At 71.9% G+C, this 24,541-nt stretch carries 22 protein-coding genes and 1 tRNA gene; 11 read left to right on the top strand and 12 right to left on the bottom strand.

Translation table 11 applies throughout. From position 1 onward, the window contains the following. Nucleotides 1-43 precede the first annotated feature (43 nt). Together EVS81_RS10345 and EVS81_RS10340 are read left to right on the top strand one after the other, a co-directional pair. Nucleotides 44-1,357 carry an MFS transporter gene (locus tag EVS81_RS10345; RefSeq protein ID WP_130110320.1) on the top strand — a complete coding sequence of 438 codons (1,314 nt, stop codon included), beginning with the start codon at nucleotides 44-46 and terminating at the stop codon, nucleotides 1,355-1,357. Nucleotides 1,358-1,401: 44 nt separating this feature from the next. Beyond that, nucleotides 1,402-2,688 (top strand): ATP-dependent DNA helicase, encoded by a 1,287-nt coding sequence (locus tag EVS81_RS10340; RefSeq protein WP_130110319.1) that lies wholly within the window; start codon nucleotides 1,402-1,404, stop codon nucleotides 2,686-2,688. A 30-nt stretch (nucleotides 2,689-2,718) separates the two neighbouring features. Here the strand turns inward: EVS81_RS10340 and EVS81_RS16225 are convergent, their stop codons facing one another. Then, complete coding sequence (locus tag EVS81_RS16225; RefSeq protein ID WP_338034583.1) at nucleotides 2,719-3,792, bottom strand: biliverdin-producing heme oxygenase; 1,074 nt, start codon at nucleotides 3,790-3,792, stop codon at nucleotides 2,719-2,721. Nucleotides 3,793-3,910: 118 nt separating this feature from the next. Here EVS81_RS16225 and EVS81_RS10330 point away from each other — a divergent pair, with 118 nt between their 5' ends. Next, the gene (locus EVS81_RS10330; RefSeq protein ID WP_130110318.1) at nucleotides 3,911-5,158 is read left to right on the top strand and encodes a serine hydrolase domain-containing protein; all 1,248 of its coding nucleotides are present in this window, start codon (nucleotides 3,911-3,913) and stop codon (nucleotides 5,156-5,158) included. Nucleotides 5,159-5,219: 61 nt separating this feature from the next. Next, nucleotides 5,220-5,293: transfer RNA gene (locus EVS81_RS10325), tRNA-Gly, on the top strand. 434 nt (nucleotides 5,294-5,727) lie between these two features. On the opposite strand, the gene EVS81_RS10320 is transcribed toward EVS81_RS10325, so the two are convergent. Beyond that, complete coding sequence (locus EVS81_RS10320) at nucleotides 5,728-6,270, bottom strand: methylated-DNA--[protein]-cysteine S-methyltransferase (RefSeq protein ID WP_130110317.1); 543 nt, start codon at nucleotides 6,268-6,270, stop codon at nucleotides 5,728-5,730. Further along, nucleotides 6,267-7,841, bottom strand: coding sequence for a DNA-3-methyladenine glycosylase 2 family protein (locus EVS81_RS10315; protein ID WP_205879320.1), 1,575 nt, complete (start codon nucleotides 7,839-7,841; stop codon nucleotides 6,267-6,269). The genes EVS81_RS10320 and EVS81_RS10315 overlap by 4 nt, the downstream gene beginning before the upstream one ends. 88 nt (nucleotides 7,842-7,929) lie before the next feature. Between EVS81_RS10315 and EVS81_RS10310 the strand changes: the two genes are divergently transcribed. The 6 genes from EVS81_RS10310 (at nucleotide 7,930) to EVS81_RS10285 (ending at nucleotide 14,341) form a co-directional block, all read left to right on the top strand. Further along, complete coding sequence (locus EVS81_RS10310; RefSeq protein WP_130110315.1) at nucleotides 7,930-8,469, top strand: TetR/AcrR family transcriptional regulator; 540 nt, start codon at nucleotides 7,930-7,932, stop codon at nucleotides 8,467-8,469. A gap of 386 nt (nucleotides 8,470-8,855) precedes the next feature. Further along, nucleotides 8,856-10,004: a tyramine oxidase subunit B gene (locus EVS81_RS10305; RefSeq protein ID WP_130110314.1), complete on the top strand. Its 1,149-nt coding sequence runs from the start codon at nucleotides 8,856-8,858 to the stop codon at nucleotides 10,002-10,004. Nucleotides 10,005-10,148: 144 nt separating this feature from the next. Next, complete coding sequence (gene solA, locus EVS81_RS10300) at nucleotides 10,149-11,321, top strand: N-methyl-L-tryptophan oxidase (protein WP_130110313.1); 1,173 nt, start codon at nucleotides 10,149-10,151, stop codon at nucleotides 11,319-11,321. 194 nt (nucleotides 11,322-11,515) lie between these two features. Continuing rightward, entirely contained in the window at nucleotides 11,516-12,475 is a 960-nt protein-coding gene (locus EVS81_RS10295) for an ATP-binding cassette domain-containing protein (RefSeq protein ID WP_130110312.1), read from the top strand. Then, nucleotides 12,472-13,299, top strand: a complete 828-nt coding sequence (locus tag EVS81_RS10290) for an ABC transporter permease (RefSeq protein ID WP_130110311.1) — start codon at nucleotides 12,472-12,474, stop codon at nucleotides 13,297-13,299. The genes EVS81_RS10295 and EVS81_RS10290 overlap by 4 nt, the downstream gene beginning before the upstream one ends. A gap of 58 nt (nucleotides 13,300-13,357) precedes the next feature. After that, nucleotides 13,358-14,341: an LLM class flavin-dependent oxidoreductase gene (locus tag EVS81_RS10285; protein WP_130110310.1), complete on the top strand. Its 984-nt coding sequence runs from the start codon at nucleotides 13,358-13,360 to the stop codon at nucleotides 14,339-14,341. A gap of 45 nt (nucleotides 14,342-14,386) precedes the next feature. Here EVS81_RS10285 and EVS81_RS10280 read toward each other — a convergent pair whose 3' ends face one another. The 9 genes from EVS81_RS10280 to fepB all read right to left on the bottom strand — a co-directional run bounded on the left by EVS81_RS10280 (nucleotide 14,387) and on the right by fepB (nucleotide 22,781). Beyond that, nucleotides 14,387-15,001, bottom strand: coding sequence for a TetR/AcrR family transcriptional regulator (locus EVS81_RS10280; protein WP_130110309.1), 615 nt, complete (start codon nucleotides 14,999-15,001; stop codon nucleotides 14,387-14,389). A gap of 82 nt (nucleotides 15,002-15,083) precedes the next feature. Next, the gene (locus EVS81_RS10275) at nucleotides 15,084-15,677 is read right to left on the bottom strand and encodes an SDR family NAD(P)-dependent oxidoreductase (protein ID WP_165384244.1); all 594 of its coding nucleotides are present in this window, start codon (nucleotides 15,675-15,677) and stop codon (nucleotides 15,084-15,086) included. Between the two features lie 229 nt (nucleotides 15,678-15,906). Then, nucleotides 15,907-16,536 carry a TetR/AcrR family transcriptional regulator gene (locus tag EVS81_RS10270; protein ID WP_165384243.1) on the bottom strand — a complete coding sequence of 210 codons (630 nt, stop codon included), beginning with the start codon at nucleotides 16,534-16,536 and terminating at the stop codon, nucleotides 15,907-15,909. A gap of 179 nt (nucleotides 16,537-16,715) precedes the next feature. Continuing rightward, nucleotides 16,716-17,612 carry a siderophore-interacting protein gene (locus EVS81_RS10265; protein WP_130110306.1) on the bottom strand — a complete coding sequence of 299 codons (897 nt, stop codon included), beginning with the start codon at nucleotides 17,610-17,612 and terminating at the stop codon, nucleotides 16,716-16,718. Beyond that, complete coding sequence (locus EVS81_RS10260) at nucleotides 17,609-18,730, bottom strand: LLM class flavin-dependent oxidoreductase (protein WP_130110305.1); 1,122 nt, start codon at nucleotides 18,728-18,730, stop codon at nucleotides 17,609-17,611. Before EVS81_RS10260 ends, EVS81_RS10265 begins: the two co-directional genes overlap by 4 nt. Continuing rightward, the gene (locus EVS81_RS10255) at nucleotides 18,727-19,584 is read right to left on the bottom strand and encodes an ABC transporter ATP-binding protein (protein ID WP_205879319.1); all 858 of its coding nucleotides are present in this window, start codon (nucleotides 19,582-19,584) and stop codon (nucleotides 18,727-18,729) included. The genes EVS81_RS10260 and EVS81_RS10255 overlap by 4 nt, the downstream gene beginning before the upstream one ends. Continuing rightward, nucleotides 19,575-20,654: a FecCD family ABC transporter permease gene (locus EVS81_RS10250; RefSeq protein WP_205879318.1), complete on the bottom strand. Its 1,080-nt coding sequence runs from the start codon at nucleotides 20,652-20,654 to the stop codon at nucleotides 19,575-19,577. Before EVS81_RS10250 ends, EVS81_RS10255 begins: the two co-directional genes overlap by 10 nt. Continuing rightward, on the bottom strand, nucleotides 20,651-21,736 hold the full coding sequence (locus EVS81_RS10245) for a FecCD family ABC transporter permease (protein WP_130110303.1): 1,086 nt from the start codon (nucleotides 21,734-21,736) through the stop codon (nucleotides 20,651-20,653). The genes EVS81_RS10250 and EVS81_RS10245 overlap by 4 nt, the downstream gene beginning before the upstream one ends. A gap of 52 nt (nucleotides 21,737-21,788) precedes the next feature. Next, the gene (fepB, locus tag EVS81_RS10240) at nucleotides 21,789-22,781 is read right to left on the bottom strand and encodes a Fe2+-enterobactin ABC transporter substrate-binding protein (RefSeq protein ID WP_130110302.1); all 993 of its coding nucleotides are present in this window, start codon (nucleotides 22,779-22,781) and stop codon (nucleotides 21,789-21,791) included. 150 nt (nucleotides 22,782-22,931) lie between these two features. Between fepB and EVS81_RS10235 the strand changes: the two genes are divergently transcribed. Continuing rightward, entirely contained in the window at nucleotides 22,932-24,401 is a 1,470-nt protein-coding gene (locus EVS81_RS10235; protein WP_130110301.1) for a helix-turn-helix domain-containing protein, read from the top strand. The last annotated feature ends 140 nt before the right edge of the window (nucleotides 24,402-24,541 follow it).

Raw genomic sequence — 24,541 nt, 5'->3', positions numbered from 1 at the left:
AAACACCCGGCGGCGCACCCCGGTATGGCAGTACGCTGGCGACATGAGCGAGAACAGCGCGGTGCACGCCGCCACAACCGCGCAGCCGTCACACGTGCAGAAGCGCACGATCCTCGCCTGGTCGCTCTGGGACTGGGGATCGGCCGCCTTCCAGGCGGTCGTGACCACCTTCGTCTTCACCGTCTACCTCACCTCGGCCCCCTTCGGTGATGAAGCCGAGGTCTCGACGAAGCTCGGCATCGCGCTGCTCGTGGCCGGCGTCGTGGTGGCCCTGGTCGCACCGGTGCTCGGCCGGCTCACCGACGCGGCCGGCCGGCGCAAGACCTGGCTGGGCGTCAACACCGCCGTGGTCGTGGCCGCAACGGCGCTCATGGTGCTCGTCGCCCCCGAGGAGCAGTACCTGCTGCTCGGCCTGATCCTGCTCGCCATCGGCAACGTCGCGTTCGAGTTCGCGAGCGTCAGCTACAACGCGATGCTCTCGCAGGTCTCGGACAGCCGCAACGTGGGCAAGGTCTCCGGATTCGGATGGGGCATGGGGTACCTGGGCGGCATCGTCCTGCTCGCCATCCTGCTCATCGGGTTCGTGTTCCCGGAGGTCGGCTGGTTCGGCGTCACGTCGGACGGCGGCTGGAACATCCGCGTCGCCATGGTCGTCTCCGCGGCCTGGTTCGGCCTCTTCGCGATCCCCGTCTTCTTCGCCGTGCCCGAGATTCCGGCCGACCCGAACGCTCCGAGCACCGGGAAGGGCCTCCTCACGGGGTACCGCGAGCTCTTCCGCAGCATCGCGACGCTGTGGCGCACCGCGCGCCATACCCTCCATTTCCTGATCGCCAGCGCCGTGTTCCGCGACGGCCTCGCGGGCGTCTTCACCTTCGCCGGCGTCATCGCCGCCCGCAGCTTCGGCTTCGACAGTACGACCGTCATCCTGTTCGCCATCGTCGCGAACGTCGTGGCAGGCGCCGCGACCATCGCCGGCGGGGTGCTCGAGGATCGCATCGGCGCGAAGACGGTGATGCTCGCCTCGATCGTGCTCATGGTGGTCTGCGGCATGCTGCTGTTCCTGCTGAACCCGCTCGGCAGCTGGGTCTTCTGGGTCTTCGGCCTGACGCTCTCGGTATTCGTGGGCCCGGTGCAGTCGGCCTCCCGCTCCTTCCTCTCCCGGCTGATCCCGCCCGGACGCGAGGGCGAGATCTTCGGCCTGTACGCCACGACGGGCCGCGCGGTCTCCTTCCTCGCGCCGGCGGCCTTCACCGCCGCGGTCGCGCTCGGCGGCACCACCATCTTCGGCATCATCGGCGTCTCCCTCGTGCTGCTGCTCGGCCTGCTCCTGCTGCTGCCCGTCAAAGCCCCGGCCTGATCCAGGAGCGGCCGAGGGCTCGGCCCGCAGGCTACGATGTTGGAGTGCCGAATCCCCCGCTCTCCCCCGAGCAGCTCGCCGTCTACGAGCGCATCGAGCACACCCGCGAGCACATCTTCGTCACCGGCCGCGCCGGCACCGGCAAGTCGACGATCCTGAACCATCTCGCCTGGAACACGAGCAAGATCATCGCGGTCTGCGCGCCCACCGGTGTCGCCGCGCTGAACGTCGGCGGGCAGACGATCCACTCGCTGCTGCGCCTGCCGACCGGCATCATCGCGGATCACGATCTCGACCAGCCCGCAGAGCTGAAGAAGATGCTCGCCTCGATCGACACGCTCGTCATCGACGAGATCTCGATGGTCTCGGCAGACCTCATGGACGCGATCGACCGCTCGCTGCGCCTGGCCCGCGGGAAGAAGCACGATCCCTTCGGCGGTGCGCAGATCATCATGTTCGGCGACCCGTTCCAGCTGCCGCCGGTGCCCCCGCGCGATCCGCACGAGCGCGCCTACTTCGCCGACACCTACCGCTCGCTCTGGTTCTTCGACGCGAAGGTGTGGGCCGCATCCCCGCTGGCGGTGATCGAGCTCAGCGAGGTGCACCGCCAGCGCGACGATCGCTTCAAGCAGATCCTCGGCGCCGTGCGGCACGGAATGGTGCAAGAGGATCAGGCGGAGGAGCTCAACTCGGCCGGGGCGCGGCCCGCACCGCGCGACGTGATCACACTGGCCACCACCAACGCGACCGTCAACCGCATCAACGCGCAGCGGCTCGCCGAGATCGGCGGTTCATCGCTGCGCGCCGTCGCCGAGGTCAACGGCGAGTTCCGCGAGAACACATATCCGGCCGACGAGGTGCTCGAGCTGAAGCCCGGCGCCCAGGTGATGTTCCTGCGCAACGATTCCGACGGGCGCTGGGTCAACGGCACCATCGGCACGGTGTCGCGCATCGAGGGGACCGTCTGGGTGGAGGTGGATCGCGAGGAGTTCGAGGTGGAGCCCACCGTCTGGGAGCGCTACCGGTACCGGTACGACGCCGAGACGAAGAAGCTCGAGAAGGAAGTCGTGGCCGAGTTCGAGCAGTTCCCGCTGCGCCTCGCCTGGGCGGTGACCGTGCACAAGTCGCAGGGACACACCTACGACGCGGCGGTGGTGGATCTCGGCCCGCGCGCGTTCAGCGCGGGCCAGACCTACGTCGCGCTCAGCCGTGTGCGCTCGCTCGACGGCCTCTACCTGCAGCGGCCGCTGCAGCCCCGGGACGTGATCGTCGACCCCAACGTGGTGCGCTTCATGAACGAGCGGACGGCGAGCGAGACGACGTCTGACTGACCTCGCGGCGCACGCCGCAGCCGCCGAGCGCTAGGCGCTCGCCGCGGCCTTCTGCTTCCCGAGGTCGACGAAGACCGCGGTGTTGAAGCCGTAGGCCGCCCGCACCTCGTCGAGCATGCGCGCCTGCTCGGCGTCGTCGAGACCGGTGCCCAACGCGTCGAGCGCTGCGCGGTAGCCGTTCTTGAACTCGGTCAGCGACCCCAGCTCCGAGAAGTCGTAGAAGGCGATGCCATCGCGCTCGAGCCCGTGCTGCTTGGCGACCCGCCGCGCGATCATCTGCCCGCCCGAGAGGTCGCCGAGGTAGCGCGTGTAGTGGTGCGCGACGACGCCCGCGACCCAACCCTCCTCGGCCACCTCGCGGATGCGCGCAGCGTACGCTGCAGTCGCCGGAACCGCTTCGACGCGATCCCGCCAGTCGTCGCCGACGAGGTGGGCGAGATCGGCCTCGAGCGCCGGCATGCGCAGCAGCGCATCGCTGTGGAACGACGCGAAGCGAGGATCGTCCGCGAACCGCGCCGCCGCCTCCTCGAGCGCCTCGTACATGAAGTAGTGCTGCGCGACCAGGTCGATGTAGTCCTGCATCGTGCCGCGGCCGCGCATGATCTCCTCCATGAAGGAGGCGCCCTCGCTGTCGGAGTGATCGGACCACGAGCTCTCGCGCACCACGACCGAGAACGGCTTGTCGCTCTCGAGCGCATCGGCGCTCTCGCCCTCGGACGCCTCGCCTGCGTGGTGCGCGTGGCGCCCGCGGCGCCCGTGGTTGTCGTGGTGGCCGGCGCCCACCTCGGCACCGCCCTGCGTGGCATGCTCCTCGCGCGGCTCGATCCCCAGCTCCTCGCACGCCGCGCGGTACAGGGCGACGACCTCGCGGCGGATCTCGGGGCGCTCCGCGATCGGGCCGGTCGGCCACCGAACCGCGAGCTCGTGCTCGCCCGACGGATCCGCGATCAGCCAGACACCGCTCTCGGTGGTCACGTCGATCATGCGGCTCGCCGTCGCCTCGGGGTGCCCGAAGGCCCGCGCGATCAGGAGGTTGTCTTCGGCGTGGTCGCCGTTCATGTGTCCGGTCACGCCCGCGATCACGTCTGCACTAAAGCTCGTCACCGCTCCAGTCTAGTAAGGTCAGCCTCACTTCGCGCCCCGCGCGCATTGCTCCCAGCGGCACGCAGTAGACTCTGGCGTGTTCTGCGCCCCTACGACGCAATCAGATTGGCGGTTGAGTGTGATCCCGAAGCTTGCACATCGATCGCGCCTCGTCGCGACCGCACTGCTCGTGACGACGGCGCTCGGGCTCACCGCATGCACCGGCGGCGATCTTGCCGCGCCGGCGGGTGACGTCAACACCGTCGACGAAGCTCTCGCCTCCGGAATCGACGGCGCCATCGAGAACGCGATGACGTTGAGCGGATCGACCCAGGCGGTCGTGGGCGTCTGGTCCGGGGAGCAGGCGTACGTGCACGGATACGGCGATGTCGACGGCTCGGTCAGGATCCGCGGCGCGCAGGCCACGCAACCCGTGATGTGCGCGCTGCTGCTCGATCTGGTCGAGGAGGGCCGGGTCGACCTGGACCGCGAGATCTCGAAGGACCTCACGCGGCAGTCGGGGATCGAGGGCATCACCTACCGCCAACTCTGCGACATGCGATCCGGCCTCGCCGACTTCAAGCAGGGCTTCGGCACCCTGTTCGCCAACAACCCCACGCGATTCTGGCCCGAGCAGGAGTTGCTCGCCCAGGGCCTCGCCCACTCCCCCCTGTCGTGGCCCGGCCTCGACATGCACGAGTCCGACACGAACGCGGTGCTGCTCGCGCGTGTGCTGAAGGTGAAGACGGGCCAGGACGTGTCGGAACTGCTCTCGGAGCACGTCTTCGCGAAGGCCGGGATGCCGTCGAGCTCGTTCCCCGAGCTCTCGAGCACGACCGTCGCCGAGCCGACGCTCGCCGGCACCAACTATCCGCTGAGCGGCGGCGCTGCGGTGTGCGATGCGGGTCCGGTCGATGTGCCGGAGGTCTCCCCGTCGATGCTCTCCGGCGCCGGCGCCACCGTCACGACGGTTACCGATCTCAAGAACTTCTACGAGCACTACTTCGACGGCGACTTCGGCGGGGACGCCGCCTCGATCGTCACCGACGCGTTCCCCGCGCAGAACCCGAAGCGCGACGAAGAGGGCACCCCGACCGAGGAGCCCGCCGAGGGGGGCCGCCAGTGGACGTTCGGCACGGAGAAGATGGGCCCGCTCTACGGCCGGAGCGGGGCGATCACGGGCACGCTCACCGCGGCCTATCACGACCCCGAGTCGGGATACTCAGTGGTCGTGGCCCTGAACAACTCCGCAGCAGGCGCGTCGTTCGTCAGGGCGCTCGCCTTCCAACTCGCCTCGATCTCGTCGGAGACGGGAGCAGCACCCGAGCTGCCGTGGACGGCAGATGAGCAGGTCGCTGCGCTGCAGGAGGGCGCCGTCTGCCAGTAGGCGGAGAGCGGTGATTCGGCACCTCGTTCCCCTGCTATAGTTGGGGCGGCGCCATCGCCCTGGGATCGTCGTCTAATGGTAAGACATCAGCTTCCCAAGCTGAGAACGCGGGTTCGATTCCCGTCGGTCCCTCCACTGAAGCCCTCTGCCTCGCGGCAGGGGGCTTCGTGCTTCGGGGCCTCCGGGAATCTCTGAGAACCCGAAACATGGCGCGAGGGCGCGCCATGCGGCGTGGCCGCGCAACGCTGACGCGTCGCCCCAAGCGACCGGCCGGGGTTCGATTCCCGTCGGTCCCTCCACTGAAGCCCTCTGCCTCGCGGCAGGGGGCTTCGTGCTTCGGGGCCTCCGGGAAGCCTGCTCTCAGCCCCCATTCCTCTCGTTGAGGGACCCCGGCCTCCGGTGCCCACTCCCCACGCGCGTCAGTAGTTGCTGCCTCCCGTCAGGTTTGGTGACAACTACTGACGCGCGAATGTCGGGGTCCTGGGCGTCCCGTGGATAGGGCCGGGGCAGGCCGGGCCGGGCCACGCGAAGACGACTCGCGTCCTCGCGCCTTCGCCGCAGCTTCGGCCTCAGCGCAGCGCGCCCTCGTGGCGCAGCAGGCGCTCCTTGAGGTCGGCGCCGAAGAGATACCCGCCGAGCCCGCCGTCCGCGCGCACGATCCGGTGGCACGGCACCACGAGCGCCACGAGGTTGTTCGCACAGCCCGAGGCGGCGGCCCGCACGGCCGCGGGGCGGCCCGCAAGCGTCGCGAGCTCGGTATAGGTCACGGCGCGGCCGCCGGGCACCCGCCGCAGCGCGCGCCACACCTCACCGCGGAACGGCGTCTCCGGCTGCGCGACCGGGATCGCGTCGATCGCGGTGAGGTCGCCGCCGGCGTAGGCGCGCAGCGCATCGACGACCGGGCCGTCGGTCGCAGGAGCGGCGGCGAGGCCGCGCGCCGCGAGCGCGGGATCGAGCCGCTCGAGCCGCGCGATCAGGCGGTCGGCCCCGGGATCGGCGTCGGTCGCGAACCCTCCGGCCCGGAGGGCGCCGTCCTCGGGGGTCCAGATCGCGCGGAACGGGCGGCCGACGACGTCGACCACGGCGGAGGAGAGGGGCGTCGGGGAAGTCATGGGGTGTCCTTTCGTGCGGCCGCCTCGAGGAAGTCGGCCCAGAGGTGCTGGGTGGCGTAGCCCCGGAAGGGCCGCCAGGTCTCGGCGAGGCGCTCGGCCTCGCTTCCGGCGGCCACTCCGAGGGCGCGGCGCAGGATCAGATCGCCCGCGGGGTAGGCATCGGGATCGCCGAGCGAGCGCAGGGCGACGATCTCCACGGTCCAGGGGCCGATCCCGCGTATCGCGGCGAGCTCGGCCCGCGCCCGGTCGCGGTCGGCGCCCGGACCCACATCGAGACCGCAGGCGAGCGCGCCCGCGAGCGAGCGCAGCGTTTCGGCCCGGGCCCGGGTGAGCCCGAGGCGATCCCGCAATTCCTGCGCGTCGCAGGCGGCGATGCGTTCGGGATCCGGCCCGGCCAGGAAGCCGGGTGCGGCGAGCGCGCCCGAGCGCGCGAACGCGGCCGCGAGCCGCCCCTGCAGAGTGCGCGCCGCCGCGAGCGAGACCTGCTGCCCCAGGACAGTGCCGAGCGCGAACTCCCGGGGCTCACGCGCCGCGGGCAGCCGCAGCCCCGGCCTGCGCGCGAGCAGCCCGCCGAGCCGGGGGTCGCGCTCGAGCGCTTCGGCGATCTGCGCGGGATCCGCGTCGAGGTCGAGCATGCGGCGCACCGTCTGGATCGCGGGCATGGCGTCGGCGAGCCGCGGCAGGGTGAGCACGACGGGCACGCCCACCACCGCCGCACCGCCGTGCGACTGGGCCGCCGGGGGCGGCACCTCGGCCCAATCGATGCGCACGATCGCGGTGCCGCCCGGCACATCGACGGCGTGGGCCGTCGAGCCGTCGGGATCGATGACGTCGCGGCCGGGAACGGCGTGCGCTTCCAGGTGCGCCCGGATCGCGACCGCGCCGAACGGGGCCCGGGTGCGCAGACGCAGCGCGAGCCTCGGACGCTCGTCGGAGACCGGGCCGGAGGCTGGATCGGAGACCGGATCAACCGGACCGAGCGGATCCGCCGCACTGCCACGACGCCGCGACATGCGCGACGGCGCGATCCCGAACTCCTCGCGCATCGTGTCGCCGAACTGGCGCACGCTGCCGAAACCCGCGGCGAACGCGATGTCGGCCAGCGGCAGATCCGTCTCCTCGATGAGGGCGCGCGCCGCGTGGGCCCGCCGCGTGCGGGCGAGCTGCAGCGGGCTCGCGCCGATCTCGTCGACCATCATGCGCCGCAGGTGCCGCTCGCTGACGGCGAGCTCGGCCGCGAGGCCCGCCACCCCGACGGCGTCGACGGCGCCGTCCCGGATGCGGCGCACCGCACGCGCCACGAGATCGCCGCGCACGTCCCAGTCGCGCGTGCCGGGCAGCGCGTCGGGTCGGCAGCGCTTGCACGCGCGGAATCCCGCGGCCACGCACGCCGCCGCACTCGGGAAGAAGCGGCAGTTCTCGGGGCGCGGCTTGCGCGCCGGGCACGACGGGCGGCAGTAGATCCCGGTGCTCGTCACGCCGAGATAGACGCGCCCATCCCAGCGCGGATCACGCCCCGACGCAGCTCGATAGCAGGCGTCGAAGTCGAGAGCGGGGGGCTGGCTGGTCACGGAACCATTGTTCCGCGCCGCCGCCGGCGACGCACGCGGAAAACGGACCTGGCAGTGGGAGCGCCCGGCACTCGCTACGCTCGTGTGCATGAGTCACCCCTCCGGCCGCGCCGCCCTGCTGCGGGCCACCATTGTCGTCGTGGCCGCGGGCGGCCTGCGCTCGCTGACCTATCGAGCGGTCGCCGCCGAGGCCGGGGTCTCGCACGGTCTCGTGCGGCACCACTTCGGCTCACGGGATCAGCTCATCGCCGAGGCCATGGAGTTCGCGATCGACGAGAGCCTGCGCGGATCCAACATGCTCAGCAGCGCGCTCACCGCGGAGGAGTTCGCCGCCGGGATCGAGTCGCTCGCGGATCGCGAGGCCGGCATCCAGTCGTTTCAGTACGAGCTGCTGCTCGAATCACGGCGGCGCCCCGAGCTGCGTCCGCTGGCCGAGCAGCACTACCGCGCCTACCGCGAGGCGATCGCCCGTCAGCTGGCGCGCCTGGGAGTCGACGACGCCGACCTGACCGAGCTGATCTGGTTCGCCCTCGACGGGATCGTGTTCAAGCAGCTCGTCGCCCCGGAGGACGTCGCTCCCGCGATGCGCCGCATGCGCGCCCTCGTCGCGGCCGCGCAGTCCGCCTGAGTCGGCGGAGTCGGCGGAGTCGCGGGATTCTCTCGCACCTCGGCTCCCGCGCCCCGCCCCACACCCCGGCTCCCGCGCCCCTGTCCCACACCCCGGCTCCCGCGCCCCTGTCCCACACCCCGGCTCCCTCGACCCCGACCCCCTCACTCCCCGCCCCCGCTCACTCTTCGCGCACCGATGTGCCGGAAAACACCTCCTTTCCCGCATTCCCACGCGCTCTGCGGTAAATCGGTGCGCGAAGGCCGGTAGCGATTCCGCGCGTCGGCCGACCGCCGGCCGGCGATCCCAAAATCCGCCCTTGACTATCCAGATGGATAGTTTTAGGCTGACGCTACCGAGCGGATCGCGACCGGATCCCTCTCCGGGCGCAGCCGCCCGACGCACCGATGAAGGGACACACCGCCGTGCCGGACACCACGATCGAATTCCTGTACCTCAACGAGCCCGACATGATCCGCGCCGGCGTCACGGACATGGCCGAGTGCGTCGACACGATGAGCGACATGCTCGGCCTCTTCGCGCAGGGCGACTACCGCATGGCCGGCAGCGAGAACAACTCGCACGGCGCGCAGATCTTCTTCCCCGAGACCGAAGAGTTTCCCGGCATGCCCGTCGACGGCCCGGATCGCCGCTTCATGGCGATGCCCGCCTACCTCGGCGGCGACTACCAGGTCGCCGGCTGCAAGTGGTACGGCTCCAACATCGAGAACAAGAAGCAGGGACTCCCCCGCTCCATCCTCATGTTCACCCTGAACGACAAGGACACCGGCGCCCCGCTCGCGATCATGAGCGCCAACCTGCTGAGCGCCTACCGCACCGGCGCCATTCCCGGCGTCGGCGCCCGCTACCTGGCCCGCGAGGACGCCAGGGTCGTCGGCATCGTCGGCCCCGGCCCCATGAACCGCACCTCGCTCGAGTCGTTCATGGCCGTGCGCCCCGGCATCGACACCGTCAAGGTTTCGGGTCGCGGCCAGGCCGGCATCGACACCTTCATCGCGTGGGCGAGGGAGAAGTTCCCCCAGATCACCACGATCGAGCAGGTGCCCGATATGGAGGCCGCCGTGCGCGGATCCGACATCGTGAGCATCGCCGTGCCCAGCCCCATGGGATCGGAGCACTATCCGACCGTGCGCGACGAGTGGGTCAAGCCCGGCGCGTTCATCTGCTGCTCGGCGCACCTCGCGGTCGAGGAGAGCCTCGTGCTGCGGTCGCGCCACGTTGCCGACGCGCGCAAGATCTACCAGGCCTGGGCCGAGGAGATCCCCGCCCCCGCCCACGAGACGGTCGGCATCTGGGGCATGCACCTCGTCGACCGCGTGCGCGACGGTCGCATGACCCCTGAGCAGTTCGAGGACATGGGCGAGATTATCCAGGGCCTCACCCCCGCGCGCCGCAACGACGACGAGGTGTTCATCTACTCCGTCGGCGGCATGCCCGTCGAGGACGTGGCGTGGGCGACGAAGGTCTACCGCAACGCGGTGCGCGACGGCATCGGCACCAAGCTCAAGCTGTGGGACGAGCCGGCGCTGGCCTGAGCCCTCGCCCCGGCGCACGGACTTCTCCGTCATTCTGCGCGCAGTCGCAGAATCCCACTCGGGGAGAACGGCGCATCAGAGACAACGAACGATCGAGATCCTGCGACTTCGCGCAGGACGACCCGACTCGAGATAGAGGATCGAATGGACCTGCAGAAGACTGATGCGCTGGTGATCGGCGCCGGAACCGTCGGCTCGATGGCGCTGTGGCAGCTGAGCAAGCGCGAGGGGCTCGACGTGGTCGGCATCGAGCAGTACGGCCGCGTGCACGCGCACGGATCGTACGTCGGGGAGTCGCGCGTATTCCGCACCGCGGTGCACGAGGGCGGCACCTACGTGCGCATGATCCAGCGCTCCCGGGATCTGTGGCGGGAGCTGGAGAAGGAATCGGGCCGCGATATCTACTCCGAAGTCGGCTGCCTGAGCATCGCGCCCGAGGGCTTCCCGGATCTCGAGACCGCACTCGGCACGGTGCGCGAGTACGACATCCCCCACCGCACCCTCAGCACCGAGGAGCTGCGGAAGGAGTTCCCGCAGCACACGATCTTCGACGGCGACGTGGGCCTGCTCGACGAGCACGGCGGCGGGCTGCGCCCCGAGGTCGCCGTGATGAGCGCGCTCGACCTGGCCGAGGCGAACGGCGCCCGGCTCTTCTTCAACACCCCGGTCATCGGGATCGAGGAGCGCTCCGACGGGGTCGTCGTGCGCACCACCCAGGGATCCTGGCTCGCCGACACGGTGGTGCTCGCGTCGGGATCCTGGTCGACCCGCCTCTCCCCCGAACTCGACGATCTGCTGCGCCTGCAGGTGCTCGGCCTCACCTGGTTCATGCCGAAGGAGCCCGGCCTGTTCGTGCCCGAGAAGTTCCCCGCGTTCCTGCGCGATGCGGGCCCGGTGCACTTCTTCGGCGCGCCGAGCTTCGACGGCTACGCGTTCAAGGCCTGCACCAACCCCGAGTGGCCGGTGTTCCGCGACGTGGCCGACGTGCCGACGCACCACACCCGCGAGGAGCTCATCAAGATCGGGCAGCGCGCCGCCGAGCTCTTCGAGGGGCTCAACCCCGAGCCGGTGCGCGAGAGCGTGCACCACTGCGCGTACACGCCGGATCGGCTCCCGGTGGTCGACCGCAGCGCGAGCGGCCGCCTCGTCACGATCGCGGGGCTGTCGGGCCACGGCTTCAAGTTCTCGCCGCAGCTCGGCGAGTGGGCCGCGCAGCTGGTCGCGGGCGAGGAGAGCACGGTGGATCCGCGCTTCGCGCTACCCGAGCGCATGAAGGTGCTGGCCGAGCGCGGCCCCTACACCGGCGGCGGGCACTGATCCTCGGCACCCGATATCACCGCCCCTCCGCCTACGCGCGCCAGTAGTTGCTGCCTCGCGTCGGGTGTGGCGACATCTACTGACGCGCGAAGGGGGCGCACGCCGGGGTGAAGACCGGTCGAGCGAAGGATCCGCGCCATTAGTTCTATCTGAGATAGAGTTAATGTCAGCGACCGCGCCGGCGAGAGGATCACATGGCTCAGCAAGCGATACGCGTGGAGGTGTCGGAGCTCTCCAAGCGCTTCGGCGCCGTGCAGGCCGTACGGGGGCTCAGCTTCGCCGCCGAACCGGGGCGCGTCACCGGGTTCCTCGGGCCGAACGGCTCGGGCAAGACCACCACCCTCTCGATGGTGCTCGGCCTCACCCGCCCCGACCACGGCACCGCCACGATCGGGGGCGTCCCCTACGCCGCGCTCGAGCGCCCGGCACTCACGGTGGGCAGTTCGCTCTCGGCCGACTTCCATCCCGCGCACACGGGCCGCGCGCACCTCGACATCGTGCGGCGCGCCATCGGCGTCCCCCGGAGCGCGGTCGACGAGAAGCTCGAACTCGTGGGCCTGGCCGACGCCGCCGACCGCAAGACCGGCGGGTACTCGCTCGGCATGCGCCAGCGCCTCGCCCTGGCGGCCGCACTGCTCGGCGACCCCGGAGTCGTGCTGCTGGACGAGCCGATCAACGGCCTCGACCCCGAGGGGATCCGCTGGATCCGCCTGCTGCTGCGACACCTCGCCGGCGAGGGCAAGACGGTGCTCCTGTCGTCGCACCTGCTCAGCGAGGTGCAGCAGACGGTCGACGACGTGGTGGTGATCCGACGCGGCGAACTCGCGTTCACCGGGACGCTCGCCGAGCTGCAGCGGGGCACCGGCGAGCGCACCGTGCTCGTCGGCGTCGCCCGCCCCGATTCCGGCGAGCAGCCGGAACTGGCGCGCGCGCTGCAGGCCGCCGGGGCCCAGGTGCACGGCGCCCGGGGCAGCACGATGCGGGTGACGGGCCTGGACCCCGCGGCCGTGGGCCTCGTGGCGCTCGGCGCCGCGATCCCACTCGCCCACCTCAGCGTCGAGCAGAGCGAACTGGAGCAGAGCTTCCTGGAGCTGGTGGAGGATCGGGGCGCCGAGCCGCCGGCAGCACCCGCGACGGAAGGGGGTGCGGCATGAACCGCCTGATGCGCAGCCTCTCGGCCGAGTGGCGCAAGGTGCGCGCCACGAAGCTCTGGTGGATCCTCGGACTCGTCCTCGGCCTCTACTCGGCCATGATGGCGGCCATGTTCGCCTTCATCTTCGGCGCGATGAGCGACGAAATGGGAGGCATCTCGCTGCCCCCGCAGCAGACCGCGAACATGGTCTACTCGTCCGTCTCGACCTTCGGCTACGTGATCCCGCTGCTGCTCGGCGCGCTCATGGCGACCGGCGAGCTGCGCCACCGCACGCTCGCTCTCACCTTCACCCTCGAGCCCAGGCGCGGGATCGTGCTGCTCAGCAAGACCGTCGTGCTGCTCGGCTTCGGGATCGTGCTCGGGATCGCGGGACTGCTCGGCGCCATCGGCGTCGGTGCGCCGGTGCTGGCGGCGACCGGCGGCGAGGCGATGCTCGACTCGGGCGACACCTGGATGCTCGTCGTGCGCGTGCTCGCCGCGATCGGCCTGTGGAGCATCATCGGGTTCGGCGTGGGCGTACTCGTGCGCAATCAGGCCTTCGCCATCGTGCTGGCGCTCGTGTTCACCCAGTTCGTCGAGCCCGTCCTGCGCACCGGCGCCCAGTTCTGGGAGTGGAGCGCCCAGGTGGCCAAGTTCCTCCCCGGCTCGGCGACGGACGCGTTCGTCGGCGCAAGCGTCATGACGAGCATGTCGTCGCTCGATCCCTCGCTCCCCGACGGTGCGGGGGCGCTCGGGATCTGGGGTGGCCTGCTGGTGCTGCTCGGCTATGCGATCATCGCCGTCGCCGCGGGGTGGGCGCTGCGCTGGCGGCGCGACGTCGTCTGATCCGGGGCGCCCGCCGCCGGCGCGGAATAGCACCGCGCCGATCCGCGTTGGCCCCGGTATGGCCTCGACACCGCTCTCGATCCTCGATCTCGCCACCGTGGAAGCCGACGGCAGCATCGCCGACGCCTTCGAGCACTCCGTGGCGGTGGCGCGACTCGCCGAGACCAGCGGGTACCAGCGCATGTGGTACGCCGAGCACCACAACATGCCGTCGATCGCGTCGAGCGCGACCGCGGTGCTCATCGCGCACGTGGCCGCGCACACCTCACGGATCGGGCTGGGCGCCGGCGGCGTGATGCTGCCGAATCACTCGCCGCTCGTGGTCGCCGAGCAGTTCGGCACGCTCGCCGAGCTGCACCCCGGGCGCATCCACCTCGGGCTCGGACGCGCCCCGGGCACCGACGGCGCCACGTTCCGCGCGCTGCGCCGCACCCATCAGGCGGCCGAGAGCTTTCCCAGCGATGTGCTGGAGCTGCAGGGCTACCTCTCCGACGAGCTGCCCCGTAACGCGGTCAACGCCTACCCGGGACGCGGCACGCGGGTGCCGCTCACGATCCTCGGCTCCAGCCTGTTCGGCGCGAGCCTCGCCGCGCAACTCGGGCTGCCCTACTCGTTCGCCTCGCACTTCGCCCCGCAGCAGCTGACGGGTGCGGTGCAGCACTACCGCGCGAACTATGTGCCGAGCCACGCCCACCCGGAGCCCTACGTCAGCGCCGGCGTCAACGTCGTCGCCGCGGAGAGCGATGCCGAGGCGGAGGCGCTGTTCGTGCGCACGGAGGTCGACCGCGTGCGGCGCTTCCTCTCCCGCGGCCGCGAGCAGGAGCTCACCGTTGACGAGGCCTCGGCACTGGTCGACACCCCGGCGGGGCGCGAGATCCGCGGCATGCTGCAGTACACCGCCATCGGCGGGCGCGATCGCGTGCGCGACGAGCTGGAGGCCTTCGCCCGCTTCGCCGACGCCGATGAGCTCGTCACCGTGCACGCAGCGCCCACACGCGCGGAGCAGCTCGCGTCGGTGCGCATCGCGGCGCCCGCGGACTAGGCCTCACCATCGAGGCCGCCGCGCGCGGCCCCCGGCCGCTCGGGCTCAGGCCTCGGGCGCGAGCAGCGCCTCCAAGCGCGGGCGCGCGCGCTCGATACGCGCCGGCAGCGTCTGCCAGCCGTCCATCATGCCCGAGAGCACCTGCGCGCCGATGAAGGTCTCGTGCACGACCTCCGCCAGTTCGGGGGCCGGAGCAGTCGAGGTGACGGAGCCGTCTTCGAGGCCCTCGCGGATCAGCGTCTCCGCCACCCGCTGCCACTCCTCGTAGAACCCGTACCCGCGATCCTTCAACTCATCCGGCAACGAACCCACCAGACGAATCCCCGCCTGCACCAGCGCATCCGCCGAGATCAACTCCGCCACACCATCCAGCAGATCCAACAACCGCCCCAGAGACGACCCCTCCGTCTCCACCACCGACGACAGCACCTCGGTCATCCGCTCCTGCTGCGCATCCAGCACCGCAGCAGCCACATCATCCTTGTTCCCGAAATGGAAGTACAACGACCCCAGGCTGATCCCCGCATCATCGGAGATGTCCTTCAACTTCGCCTTGTCGTACTCCATCCGCGAGAACACCCGACCCGCCGCCTCGAGCAGGGCCATGCGCGTTCTGATCCCGCGCTGCTGCTTCCGACGCACTTCTCCCACTCGGTTCACCGGTGCTCTCCCTCAGCTCCCCAGGCCGAATCTCGGCCGTGAGTGAGATTCTTCCACACGTCTCCCATCGCTCCTAGTCGCGTCACCCAGGAGCTTGCCCTGCGTCCGGCACCAGCAGATCCTTCACGGAGTGGCTGCGCGATCCTCGCGCACCGAGAATGCTGCCGCCCGTCACGTCGAGCAGGGCTCCCGTGGTGCGCGCCGCCGCGTCCGAAGCGAGGAACGCGACCGCGGCCGCCACCGTCTCCGGTTGAGAGACTCCGCCGAGCACGGAGAACGACGACATGTACTCCAGCACGGCCGGCTTGCCGAAGCCGGGGTGGCCGTTGTCGGTGAAACCCGGGATCACGGCGTTCACGCGGATCCCCTGCGCTGCGACCGCCTCGGCCATGTTCTTCGTGAGCGACTCGACCGCGGCCTTGCTCATCGCGTAGACGATGTCCCCCGGGCTCGAGAAGTGCGCCGACGCAGACGAGACGTTGACGATCGAGCCGCCCTCGGGCATCACCTGCACCAGTCGCTGCGCGAGAAAGAACGGGGCCCGGGCGTTGACCGCGAAGTAGCGGTCGAAGTCGGCGAACTCGGTCTCGGCGAACGACGGGCTGAGCAGCTTCGCGGCGTTGTTCACCAGTACCCGCAGCCGGTACTGCGGATACTGCTCCAGCAGCTCCCGCACGCACTCCGCGACGGCCTCGATCCCCTCCGGCGTGCCGAGATCATGCGCCCGGGGCGGCTGGTTCCCCCGACGCCGCCGCCGACGCGCACCGCGTCGGGCACGCGGAACCGGAACGCGACGGATTCGCCGTCGCCCGGCAGGGCCTCCGTGAGCCACATGTTGCTCCGGTCGGTCTTGTGCGCGAGTCGGGCGGGAACCGTCGCAGGATCCATGATGCGCTCGGCGCGGCTCAAGCCGCGGACGAGGGCGCGAGCACGGACTCGAGCACGGGCCGGATCCTGCGGATCCGCTCGGGCAGCGTCTGCCAACCGTCCTTCATGCCCGCGAGCACCTGTGCGCCGACGAAGAGCTCGTTCACGAGTTCGGCGAGCTCCGCGGGGGTCTGCCGCGCGGTGGTGACGGAGCCGTCTTCGAGGCCCTCGCGGATCAGCGTCTCCGCCACCCGCTGCCACTCCTCGTAGAACCCGTACCCGCGATCCTTCAACTCATCCGGCAACGAACCCACCAGACGAATCCCCGCCTGCACCAGCGCATCCGCCGAGATCAACTCCGCCACACCATCCAGCAGATCCAACAACCGCCCCAGAGACGACCCCTCCGTCTCCACCACCGACGACAGCACCTCGGTCATCCGCTCCTGCTGCGCATCCAGCACCGCAGCAGCCACATCATCCTTGTTCCCGAAATGGAAGTACAACGACCCCAGGCTGATCCCCGCATCATCGGAGATGTCCTTCAACTTCGCCTTGTCGTACTCCATCCGCGAGAACACCCGACCCGCCGCCTCGAGCAGGGCGGACTGCGTCTCGATGCCGCGCTGCTGGCGCCTTCGGGGCGCGTTCTCCCGGCTCTCGGACATCGCCATCACCTCGCGTCAGATCAAGTTCGGATCCCCAATCAAGAGTGTGGCACACCCGGTGCGGGCACGTGAAGGAAAGTGCGGCCGGTTCATCGCATCCACAGTATTCGCCGCGGGAACGGATGCGGGCGCAGAGCCGCGCGCGAGGCCTGCACCGCAGGCGCGCACCGGCTCCCGCGTCACTCGGAGTCCGGCTCCTCCGACTCGTCGGCGTGGTGATCCAGATTCACGACACCGCGCTTCCAATACCCGTCGACGTCGACCTGCTCCTTGCCGTACCCGAGCTCGCGGCGCAGAAAGCGGCGGATCGGCTTGAGCGCGTTCGCCTCACCGGCCACGAACGCGAAGACGCGCTCCTCGGGCGCGAGCCCCGCCGCGCGCACGGCGGTCTCGAGCGCGGACAGGTGCCCCTCGCCGATCCGGGCTCGGTCGCGGTGCACCCAGCGCAGATCCAGCTCGACCCCGTCGGCGGCGCGCAGCTTCTGCTCCTCGCCGAGGTCGGCCACCTCGATCACCGCGGTCACCCGCGAGCCCCGGGGCGCCTCCTCCACGAATCGCGCGATCGCGGGCAGCGCCGTCTCGTCTCCGGCGGCGAGGTAGTGCGGGTAGTCCTCCGGGAAGAGCACGTTGCCCCGCGGGCCGAGCTGGCCGATCTCATCACCCGGGCCCGCGCTGCCCGCCCACCTACCGGCCACGCCGTGGTCGTGCAGCACGAAGTCGATGGCCAGCTCTCGAGCGGCCGCATCGAACGAGCGCACGGTGTAGTCGCGGAAGATCGGATCGCCCGCGTCCTGCGGAAGCTCCCAGCCGCGCTCCGTGATCATCGGGAGCACCAGCTCACCGGTCCGCGGGTGTGGGAAGAACAGCTTCACATGGTCGGTCGGCGCGAAGCGGCGCACGGGGAAGTCCGCGCCGAGATCCGCTCCGACGAACACGATGCGCCGGTAGCGCGGCGTGATGCGCTCCGTGCGCTGCACGCGCAGCAGGCGGCGGCCGACGGTCGGGAGCAGCGCCACCCGGGTCTGTCCGGAGCGGTTCGCGCCCTCGATCGGGTGCGTCTTCGCGGTGCTGGTCATTCGTGCGTCTCCTGTCGTGTCGTGAACGGGTCGGGATGGGGCTCGGAGGCGATCAGCCCGAGCTCACGGAGCCGGGGCATGACGGCTCCGCAGACGAGCTCCACCGATCGCCACCATCCGATGGGGAACACGATGAAGCCGTCGAGCCCGCCATGCCGCGCCCGCTCCGCGATCGAGGCTACGGCGTCCTCGGGCGTGCCGATCACGGTCCAGTGCGGCCCACCCGGAGGGCGCCCTGCTCCCGCGGGGGCGCTCGTGCGCGCGAGCTCGCGCGCCTGCTCGCGCGTGTCGGCGAGCAGCAGGCTGAGCCCGGGCAGCAATCGGGGAGGATCCGCGCGGCCGGCGGCGGCTGCGGCGTCGCGGATCGCGGAGCGCTGCGCGCGACCGGCCATCGGCTCGACGGCGGCGGCGAACACGGCGTCGGCGCGACGGCCCGCGAGCGCCTGCGCCGGGCCGCCGCCGGCGATCAGCAGGGGGAGTCGGCGCGGCGCGGCGCCCGCCTCGGGAACCGCACCCGGCAGGGGCAGCGGACCGGCGACCCGGAAGTGCTCGCCGGCATGATCGCTCGGTCGCACGAGGGCCGGATCGACGAGAGTGCCGTCCGTGCGGTCTGCGCGCAGGGCCGCGGCGGGGAATCCCGCGCGGAGCGACTCCACCGCGTCGATGAGCTCTTCGGCGCGCCGCCACCGGGCCGCGGAATCCGGCAGGCGGGCGACCGAGAACTGGCCGTCGCCCGTCCTCGAGGTCACCACGTTCCAGCCGATCCGCCCGGGTGCCAGATGCTCCAGCGAGACGAGCTGCCGCGCGACGGGATAGGGTTCCGAGAACGTCGCCGACACGGTCGGGATGAGCGCGATCCGATGCGTCGCCGCGGCGAGCTGGGCGGCCTGCACGACCGGGTCGAGCCCGAGATGCGCCGGATCCTCCCGGATCGTGTCGATCGGCAGCGTGAGCGCGTCCGGGCGGAAGACCGCGTCGAAGCCGGCCTGCTCGGCCAGCACCACCGCGTCGACGATCGGAGCGCCCGAGAGCAGCTCCTCGACCCGCGAGTCGGCCCGCCGCCACGCCTGGCCGCGCATCCACGTGGGGGCCGCGGTGAACCCGGTGAGGAGGGTCACGCGATCGCCTCCGCTGCGCCGGCGGCCGCCGGGGCGTCCCGCGAGATCGGGGCGATCGGGGCGATCGGGGCGATCGGCACGATCATGGGGCTCCCGGTGACGGGATGCGCCTGCACCAGCGCCTCCAGCCCGAACGCCTCCGCGATCAGCCGCTCGGTCATCACCCCGGCCGGCGGCCCGGCGTCGAGGATCCGCCCGTCGCACATCACCACGAGGTGGTCGGCATAGCGGCAGGCCTGGTCGAGATCGTGCAGCACGAGCACCACGGTGCGGCCCTCCTCGCGGTTCAGCCGTCGACACAATTCCAGCACCTCGAGCTGATGCGCGATGTCGAGATAGGTCGTGGGTTCGTCGAGCAGCATCACGGACGTCTGCTGGGCGAGCAGCATCGCGATCCAGACCCGCTGCCGCTGGCCCCCCGACAGCTCGTCGATCGGGCGATCGTGCAGCGCGGACACCCCCGTCGCGCGCATCGCGTCGTTCACCGCGTCGGCGTCCTCCGCAGACCACTGCTGCAGCACGCGCTGGTGCGGGTACCGCCCGCGCGCGACGAGCTCCGCCACGGTCACCCCGCCCGGCGCCGACGCCGCCTGCGGCAGGAACCCCACGCGGCGCGCGAGCGCCTTCGGACCCAACTCGCGCACGTCCGTCCCGTCGAGCAGCACCCGTCCCTCGGCGGGCACGAGCAGCCGGGCGAGCCCGCGCAGCAGCGTCGACTTGCCGCACGCGTTCGCGCCCAGGATCACCGTGATGCGCCCCTCGGGCAGCCGCACGTCGAGCTCTTCCACGATCGTGCGCCGATCGTAGCGCAGCGTGAGTCCCTGCGCCTCGAGCGAATCGGTCATCAGCGCCATCCCCTTCCTTCTGCCGAGCCACGACCCGGCAGCAACAGCCACAGCAGATACAGGCCCCCGATGACACCCGTCATCCGGCCGACCGGCACCGCGAAAGTCACCGGAAGCAGTTGGGTCGCGAGATCCGCGATCACCAGCAGGACCGCCCCCATCGCGGCCCCGCCGACGACCGGAGGCGCATCGGCCCGCATCAGGCGCCGCACCAGCTGCGGCGCGGCGAGCGCGACGAACGCGATCGGCCCGACCGCCGCGGTGGCGAGCGCGGCGAGCGCGACGGCGCAGATCACGAGCGCGAGCCGGGTGCGCTCGGTGCGCACCCCGAGCTGCTCGGCGACGTCGTCGCCGAGCTCCATCAGCGTCGCGCGACGGGAGAGCAGGAGCACGACCGGCAGCACCACCGCGACCCCGAGCAGCACCGGCAGGGCATGCCCCCACTGACGGGCGTCGAGCGATCCGGAGAGCCAGAGATTGGCCTGGCTCGACGCGTCGATCGTGCCCCGCACGAGCAGCAGACCGTTGATCGCCGAGGCGATGGCCCCGATGCCGATCCCGACGAGGATCATCTGCCGCCCGGCCATCCCGCCGCCGCGGCGCGCGAGGAGGAGCACGAGCCCGGCGGCGACGGCGCCGCCCACGACCGTGCCGAGCGCCACCTGGGTCGGCTGCGCCCCGAAGAGTACGATCTGCACGAGCGCACCCGTGGCCGCGCCCGTCGTGAACCCGATCACGTCGGGCGATCCGAGGGCGTTGCGAGAGAGCGACTGGAAGACCGCCCCGGAGATGCCGAGCGCAGCGCCCGCCCCGAGCGCGCTGAGCACCCGCGGCAGCCGAACGCCCTGCACCGCGCGCACGACCGTCGCGTCGTCGGCGATTCCGAGCACGGCCCCGGGCACCGCGCCGAAGGGCACCGGCAGACTGCCCACCGTCAGCGCAGCGGCGCCCGCGAGCAGGGCGACTCCGACCAGCGCGATCGCGACGAGAGCGGTACGGGGGCGCACGAGCAGCGAGAGCGTCCCGAGGCGCAGGACGCGCCGCCCGCCCGGGGGGCGGTGCGCCGCGAGGCGGTTCACAGCGGCGCCAATCGCCGACGTCGCACGAGCGCGACGAAGAATGGCCCGCCGAGGAGGGCGACCATGATCCCCACGCCGACCTCGCCCGGCGGCGCCACGACCCTGCCCAGCACGTCTGCGATCAGCACGAGTGCGGCGCCGAGCGCCATCGCCACGGGCAGCATGCGGCGGTGATCCGAGCCCACCAGCAGGCGGGCGATGTGCGGCGCGGTGAGCCCGACGAAGGCGATCGGGCCGGCGGCCGCGGTGGCACCGCCCGAGAGCACCACCACCGCGAGACCGGCCACCGCCCAGACCGCGGCGGGGCGCGAGCCCAGCGCGCGCGCCGTCTCCGGCCCGAGCGCTGCGGCATCGAGGGCTCGCGACAGCGCGGCGGCGAGCGCGAGCCCCGCGCCGATGCACGCCGCGGCGAGCGGAAGCACCTCGAGGTCGCGGCCCGCGAGCGAGCCGACCGCCCAGGCGCGGTAGCGGTCGAAGACCTGCTCGTCGCCGTTGACGATGACGATCTGCGCGAGCGCCCCGAGCACCACGGCCAGCGCGGCACCCGCGAGCACGAGGCGCACGGGGTCCGATCCCCGGCGCACGCCGCCGAGCAGCATCACGAGCGCTCCCGCTGCGGCGGCGCCCACGAGGGCCGCCCCGAAGTAGGCGATCGGGGCGACGATGCCCGCCAGAGCGATCGCCACGGCGACGGCGACGGCCGCCCCGGCGCTCACACCGAGCAGTCCGGGCTCGGCGATCGGGTTGCGGGTGAGCGACTGCATGACGACGCCTGCCGCGCCGAGCCCCGCCCCCACGAGCACCGCCAGCGCGGCGCGCGGGAGACGGCGGTTGACGAGCAGCAGGTGCGCGTCGTCGGCGGGATCGAAGTCGGCGACGACGCGCCAGAGGTCCGACGGCACGAGCATGCGCGTGCCCACGAGAGAGCTCAGCACGACGAGCGCGCCGACGAGCAGACCGGCGACGATGAGCACGGCGGCGGCGCGACGCCGGGTGGCCGGCGGCCCGTCGGCGCGACGCGCCGTGTCGCCGACGGCGGGCGCCGGAGTACGAGGAACGGCGGGGGATGCGGTGGCAGTCATGGTTCGCGCAGCGCGGCCGGCCGCAGCAGCTGCGGCCGGCCGACGCATGGGTTCAGGAGAACAGGTCCCGCACGTGCTCGACGATCTCGGCCGAGCTGTAGGGGTCCATGCGGAACGAGTTGACGCCCAGCCCGTAGACCTGGCCGGCCGCGACCGACGGGACGTTCGCCAGCACCGGATCCGTGGCGAAGCCCTGCGCCATCTCGTCGTCGGCCGACAGGATGAACGTCGTCTCGCTCGTCAGCTGCAGCAGCATCTCGTAGCTCGCCCACACGAAGTCGGAACGCCCCTGCGCCTGCGTGTGCCAGCTCGGATCGGGATCCTCGACCGTGAAGCCGAGCGACTCGAGCAGGTCGGCGTGCGAGCCGCCGACCCGGCCGATCGGGTTGTCCTGCCCGGGGCCGTTGAACGAGACGATGTTGGCGGTGCCGTCGGGCACGTCGATCGCGGCGGCGGTCTCGCCGACGAGGGCGTCGAAGTCGTCGACGGCACCCTCCGCCTCGCTCTCGAGCCCCGTGGCCGCGCCGAGCTCGAGCGCCAGATCCTGCCAGGTCTGCGCCCCGTAGTCGACGACCACGGTGGGCGCCACCGACTGGAGGTCGGCGACCTGGTCAGTGAGCGCGTCACGACCGCTCGTCGCGACGACGATGAGATCGGGATCGCTCGCCATCACGGCTTCGAGGTCGAACTCGCCGACGCTCCAGAGGTTGTCGACCTCGCGCTCATCGGCGACGTCGGCCCACTGATCGAACCAGACGCCGCCCACCTGCGAGCCGCTCGCGACCACCGGGGCGTCGATGGCGAGCAGGGTGCCGGTCACCGAGACCGCCGTCGAGACGACGCGCTCGGGCTGCTCGGGGATCTCGGTGGTCGTCCCGTCCGCATTCTCGAAGGTGCGGGGCCACTCCGCGGCCGCCGCCGGCGCATCGGCCTGCGCGGTCTCCTCGGCCGCGGGGGCGGCGCATCCGGACAGGGCGATCGCGCCCGTCAGGGCCAGACCGAGCATGGCGACGGCGCGGCGGCGCACGGTTGCGTGTGTGTTCATGATTCCTTTCATCGCTCCGCCGGCGGGAGGCCGACGGGCAGTCGTCCGCGATCGCGGGATGACGCGCGTCGACTTCGGCGCTGAGCGGCGTGCTCTCCATCGAGGTTAGGATGGGCTTACCTAACTTCTTGCACCCAGATCGGCGCATTCTTGTCCTCACTCCGCTCCTTCGACCTCACGGCGATCCCCGCCTGGCCGACCCGAGCGACCCTGGACGGGAATGCGCCGGTGCTCCTGTGGGTCGTCGCCGGCAGTGCGTCGGCGGCGCTCGATTCCGGCCACTGGCGCCTCGCGTCCGGCGAAGCGCTCTGGATCCCCGCAGGGCGGCGCGCCCAGGTGCGGGGGGCCTCCGACTCCTGCGTGCTGCCGATCCGGGTGCGGAGCGCGGATCGCGCCGCGGGACCGACCGCGCCCACCCGAGTGACCGTCCCCGCCCGCTCGCGGGACGCGCTGCTCGCGGCGTTCATGCGCAGTCTCGGCGTGCTGCGCGGCGGCGGCGTGCGAGCGACCGCCATCCTCGCCTGGATCGGGCACGGCTGCCCCGTGGCCCAGCCCCCGGCGCTGCCGCGCTCCCCCGAACTGCGCCGAGTCGCCGAGGAGCTGCTCGAGGACCCGTCTCGCTCACCGGCCGAGATCGGGGCGTCGCACGGGATGGGCGGCAGCGTGCTCGCACGACGGTTCCGCGCCGAGACCGGGTGGACGCCGGTGCGCTGGCGCGCGAGACACGTGCTCGCGCGGGCCGCTGAGCGGATCCTGGTCGACGGGAGCGTCGCCGCGGGCGTGGCCGGCACGGCGTACGGGAGCCCGCAGGCCTTCGCCCGCGCGTTCCGCCGCGAGTGGGGGGCGACCCCGGGAGACCTGCTGCGGGACCACCCGACCCCCGCACCGGTGGACCGCCGCGTCGCGGTGCTCGGCCCGCAGTGCAACGGCTACCACGTGGTGGTCTGGGTGGCCTCCGGCACGGCCCGACTGGAGATCGACGGCGCGGAGGAGCCGCTGCGCGCGAGCGACATCGCGTGCCTGCCGGCCGGCTCGACCGTTGCGCTCCGCGCCGACGCGGGTTCCGCGGTGATGCCGATCGGATGGCTGCCGGGCGGATGCGAGCTGGGCCGCGGGGTCGTCTCCCGGGTCGGCCCCGAGGCGCACGAGACGCTGATCCGCCTGGCGGCCTGGGAGTATGCGGGCGTCGGGCCGCTGGGCGCCGGCGAGGCTCGTGCGGCGCTGCAGACGGCGCTCGGCGTCGACGATCCCGTGTCGCTCGACCCCGAGACCACCCGGGCCGCCTACGAGGTGCTGGCCCGCCTCGCCCGCGCACCGGAGGACGGCCGCTCATCGGAGGCGCTCGCGGCACAGGCCCGCGTGGCCCCCGCCGCGCTGCGACGGGCGGTGGAGCAGCTCACCGGCACCACGCTCTCGACGTGGCGGGCGCGCGCCCGGATGTCGTGGGCGCGGCGCATGCTGCGCGAGGGCGAACCCCCGACCCGGGTGGCGCGCCGCGTGGGATACGCCGATGGGGCCGCCTTCACCCGCGCGTTCACGCGCGCCCACGGCCGCTCGCCGAAGCGGTTCCAGGAGGCAGAACTCCGTTCGCTGCCGGAGGGCGGGCGCGGCGCCGCGTAGCATCGACCGCCCGGCGCTTCGCGGCGCGACCCGCGGCTCAGCGCGGCGCGTCGCGGCTCGACTCACGGCTCAGCGCGTTCCTTGAACTCGCCCGCCCGCTGCCCATAGTCTCGAAGCAGTCGGCCCTCGCGAGCCCGCCA

Source organism: Leucobacter triazinivorans, from assembly GCF_004208635.1.
In the GTDB taxonomy this organism is placed as follows: Bacteria; Actinomycetota; Actinomycetes; order Actinomycetales; family Microbacteriaceae; genus Leucobacter; species Leucobacter triazinivorans.
The sequence above is the reverse complement of the archived record's forward strand: the minus strand, read 5'-3'. Positions and strand labels throughout refer to the sequence as shown.

Coding starts and splice junctions, on each gene's coding strand:
- EVS81_RS10265 (WP_130110306.1), bottom strand. CDS start 17,612: ATGACCAGCACCGCGAAGACGCACCCGATCGAGGGCGCGAACCGCTCC.
- EVS81_RS10255 (WP_205879319.1), bottom strand. CDS start 19,584: ATGGCGCTGATGACCGATTCGCTCGAGGCGCAGGGACTCACGCTGCGC.
- EVS81_RS10270 (WP_165384243.1), bottom strand. CDS start 16,536: ATGTCCGAGAGCCGGGAGAACGCGCCCCGAAGGCGCCAGCAGCGCGGC.
- EVS81_RS10305 (WP_130110314.1), top strand. CDS start 8,856: ATGAAGGGACACACCGCCGTGCCGGACACCACGATCGAATTCCTGTAC.
- EVS81_RS10290 (WP_130110311.1), top strand. CDS start 12,472: ATGAACCGCCTGATGCGCAGCCTCTCGGCCGAGTGGCGCAAGGTGCGC.
- fepB (WP_130110302.1), bottom strand. CDS start 22,781: ATGAACACACACGCAACCGTGCGCCGCCGCGCCGTCGCCATGCTCGGT.
- EVS81_RS10345 (WP_130110320.1), top strand. CDS start 44: ATGAGCGAGAACAGCGCGGTGCACGCCGCCACAACCGCGCAGCCGTCA.
- EVS81_RS10310 (WP_130110315.1), top strand. CDS start 7,930: ATGAGTCACCCCTCCGGCCGCGCCGCCCTGCTGCGGGCCACCATTGTC.
- solA (WP_130110313.1), top strand. CDS start 10,149: ATGGACCTGCAGAAGACTGATGCGCTGGTGATCGGCGCCGGAACCGTC.
- EVS81_RS10295 (WP_130110312.1), top strand. CDS start 11,516: ATGGCTCAGCAAGCGATACGCGTGGAGGTGTCGGAGCTCTCCAAGCGC.
- EVS81_RS10320 (WP_130110317.1), bottom strand. CDS start 6,270: ATGACTTCCCCGACGCCCCTCTCCTCCGCCGTGGTCGACGTCGTCGGC.
- EVS81_RS10285 (WP_130110310.1), top strand. CDS start 13,358: ATGGCCTCGACACCGCTCTCGATCCTCGATCTCGCCACCGTGGAAGCC.
- EVS81_RS10245 (WP_130110303.1), bottom strand. CDS start 21,736: ATGACTGCCACCGCATCCCCCGCCGTTCCTCGTACTCCGGCGCCCGCC.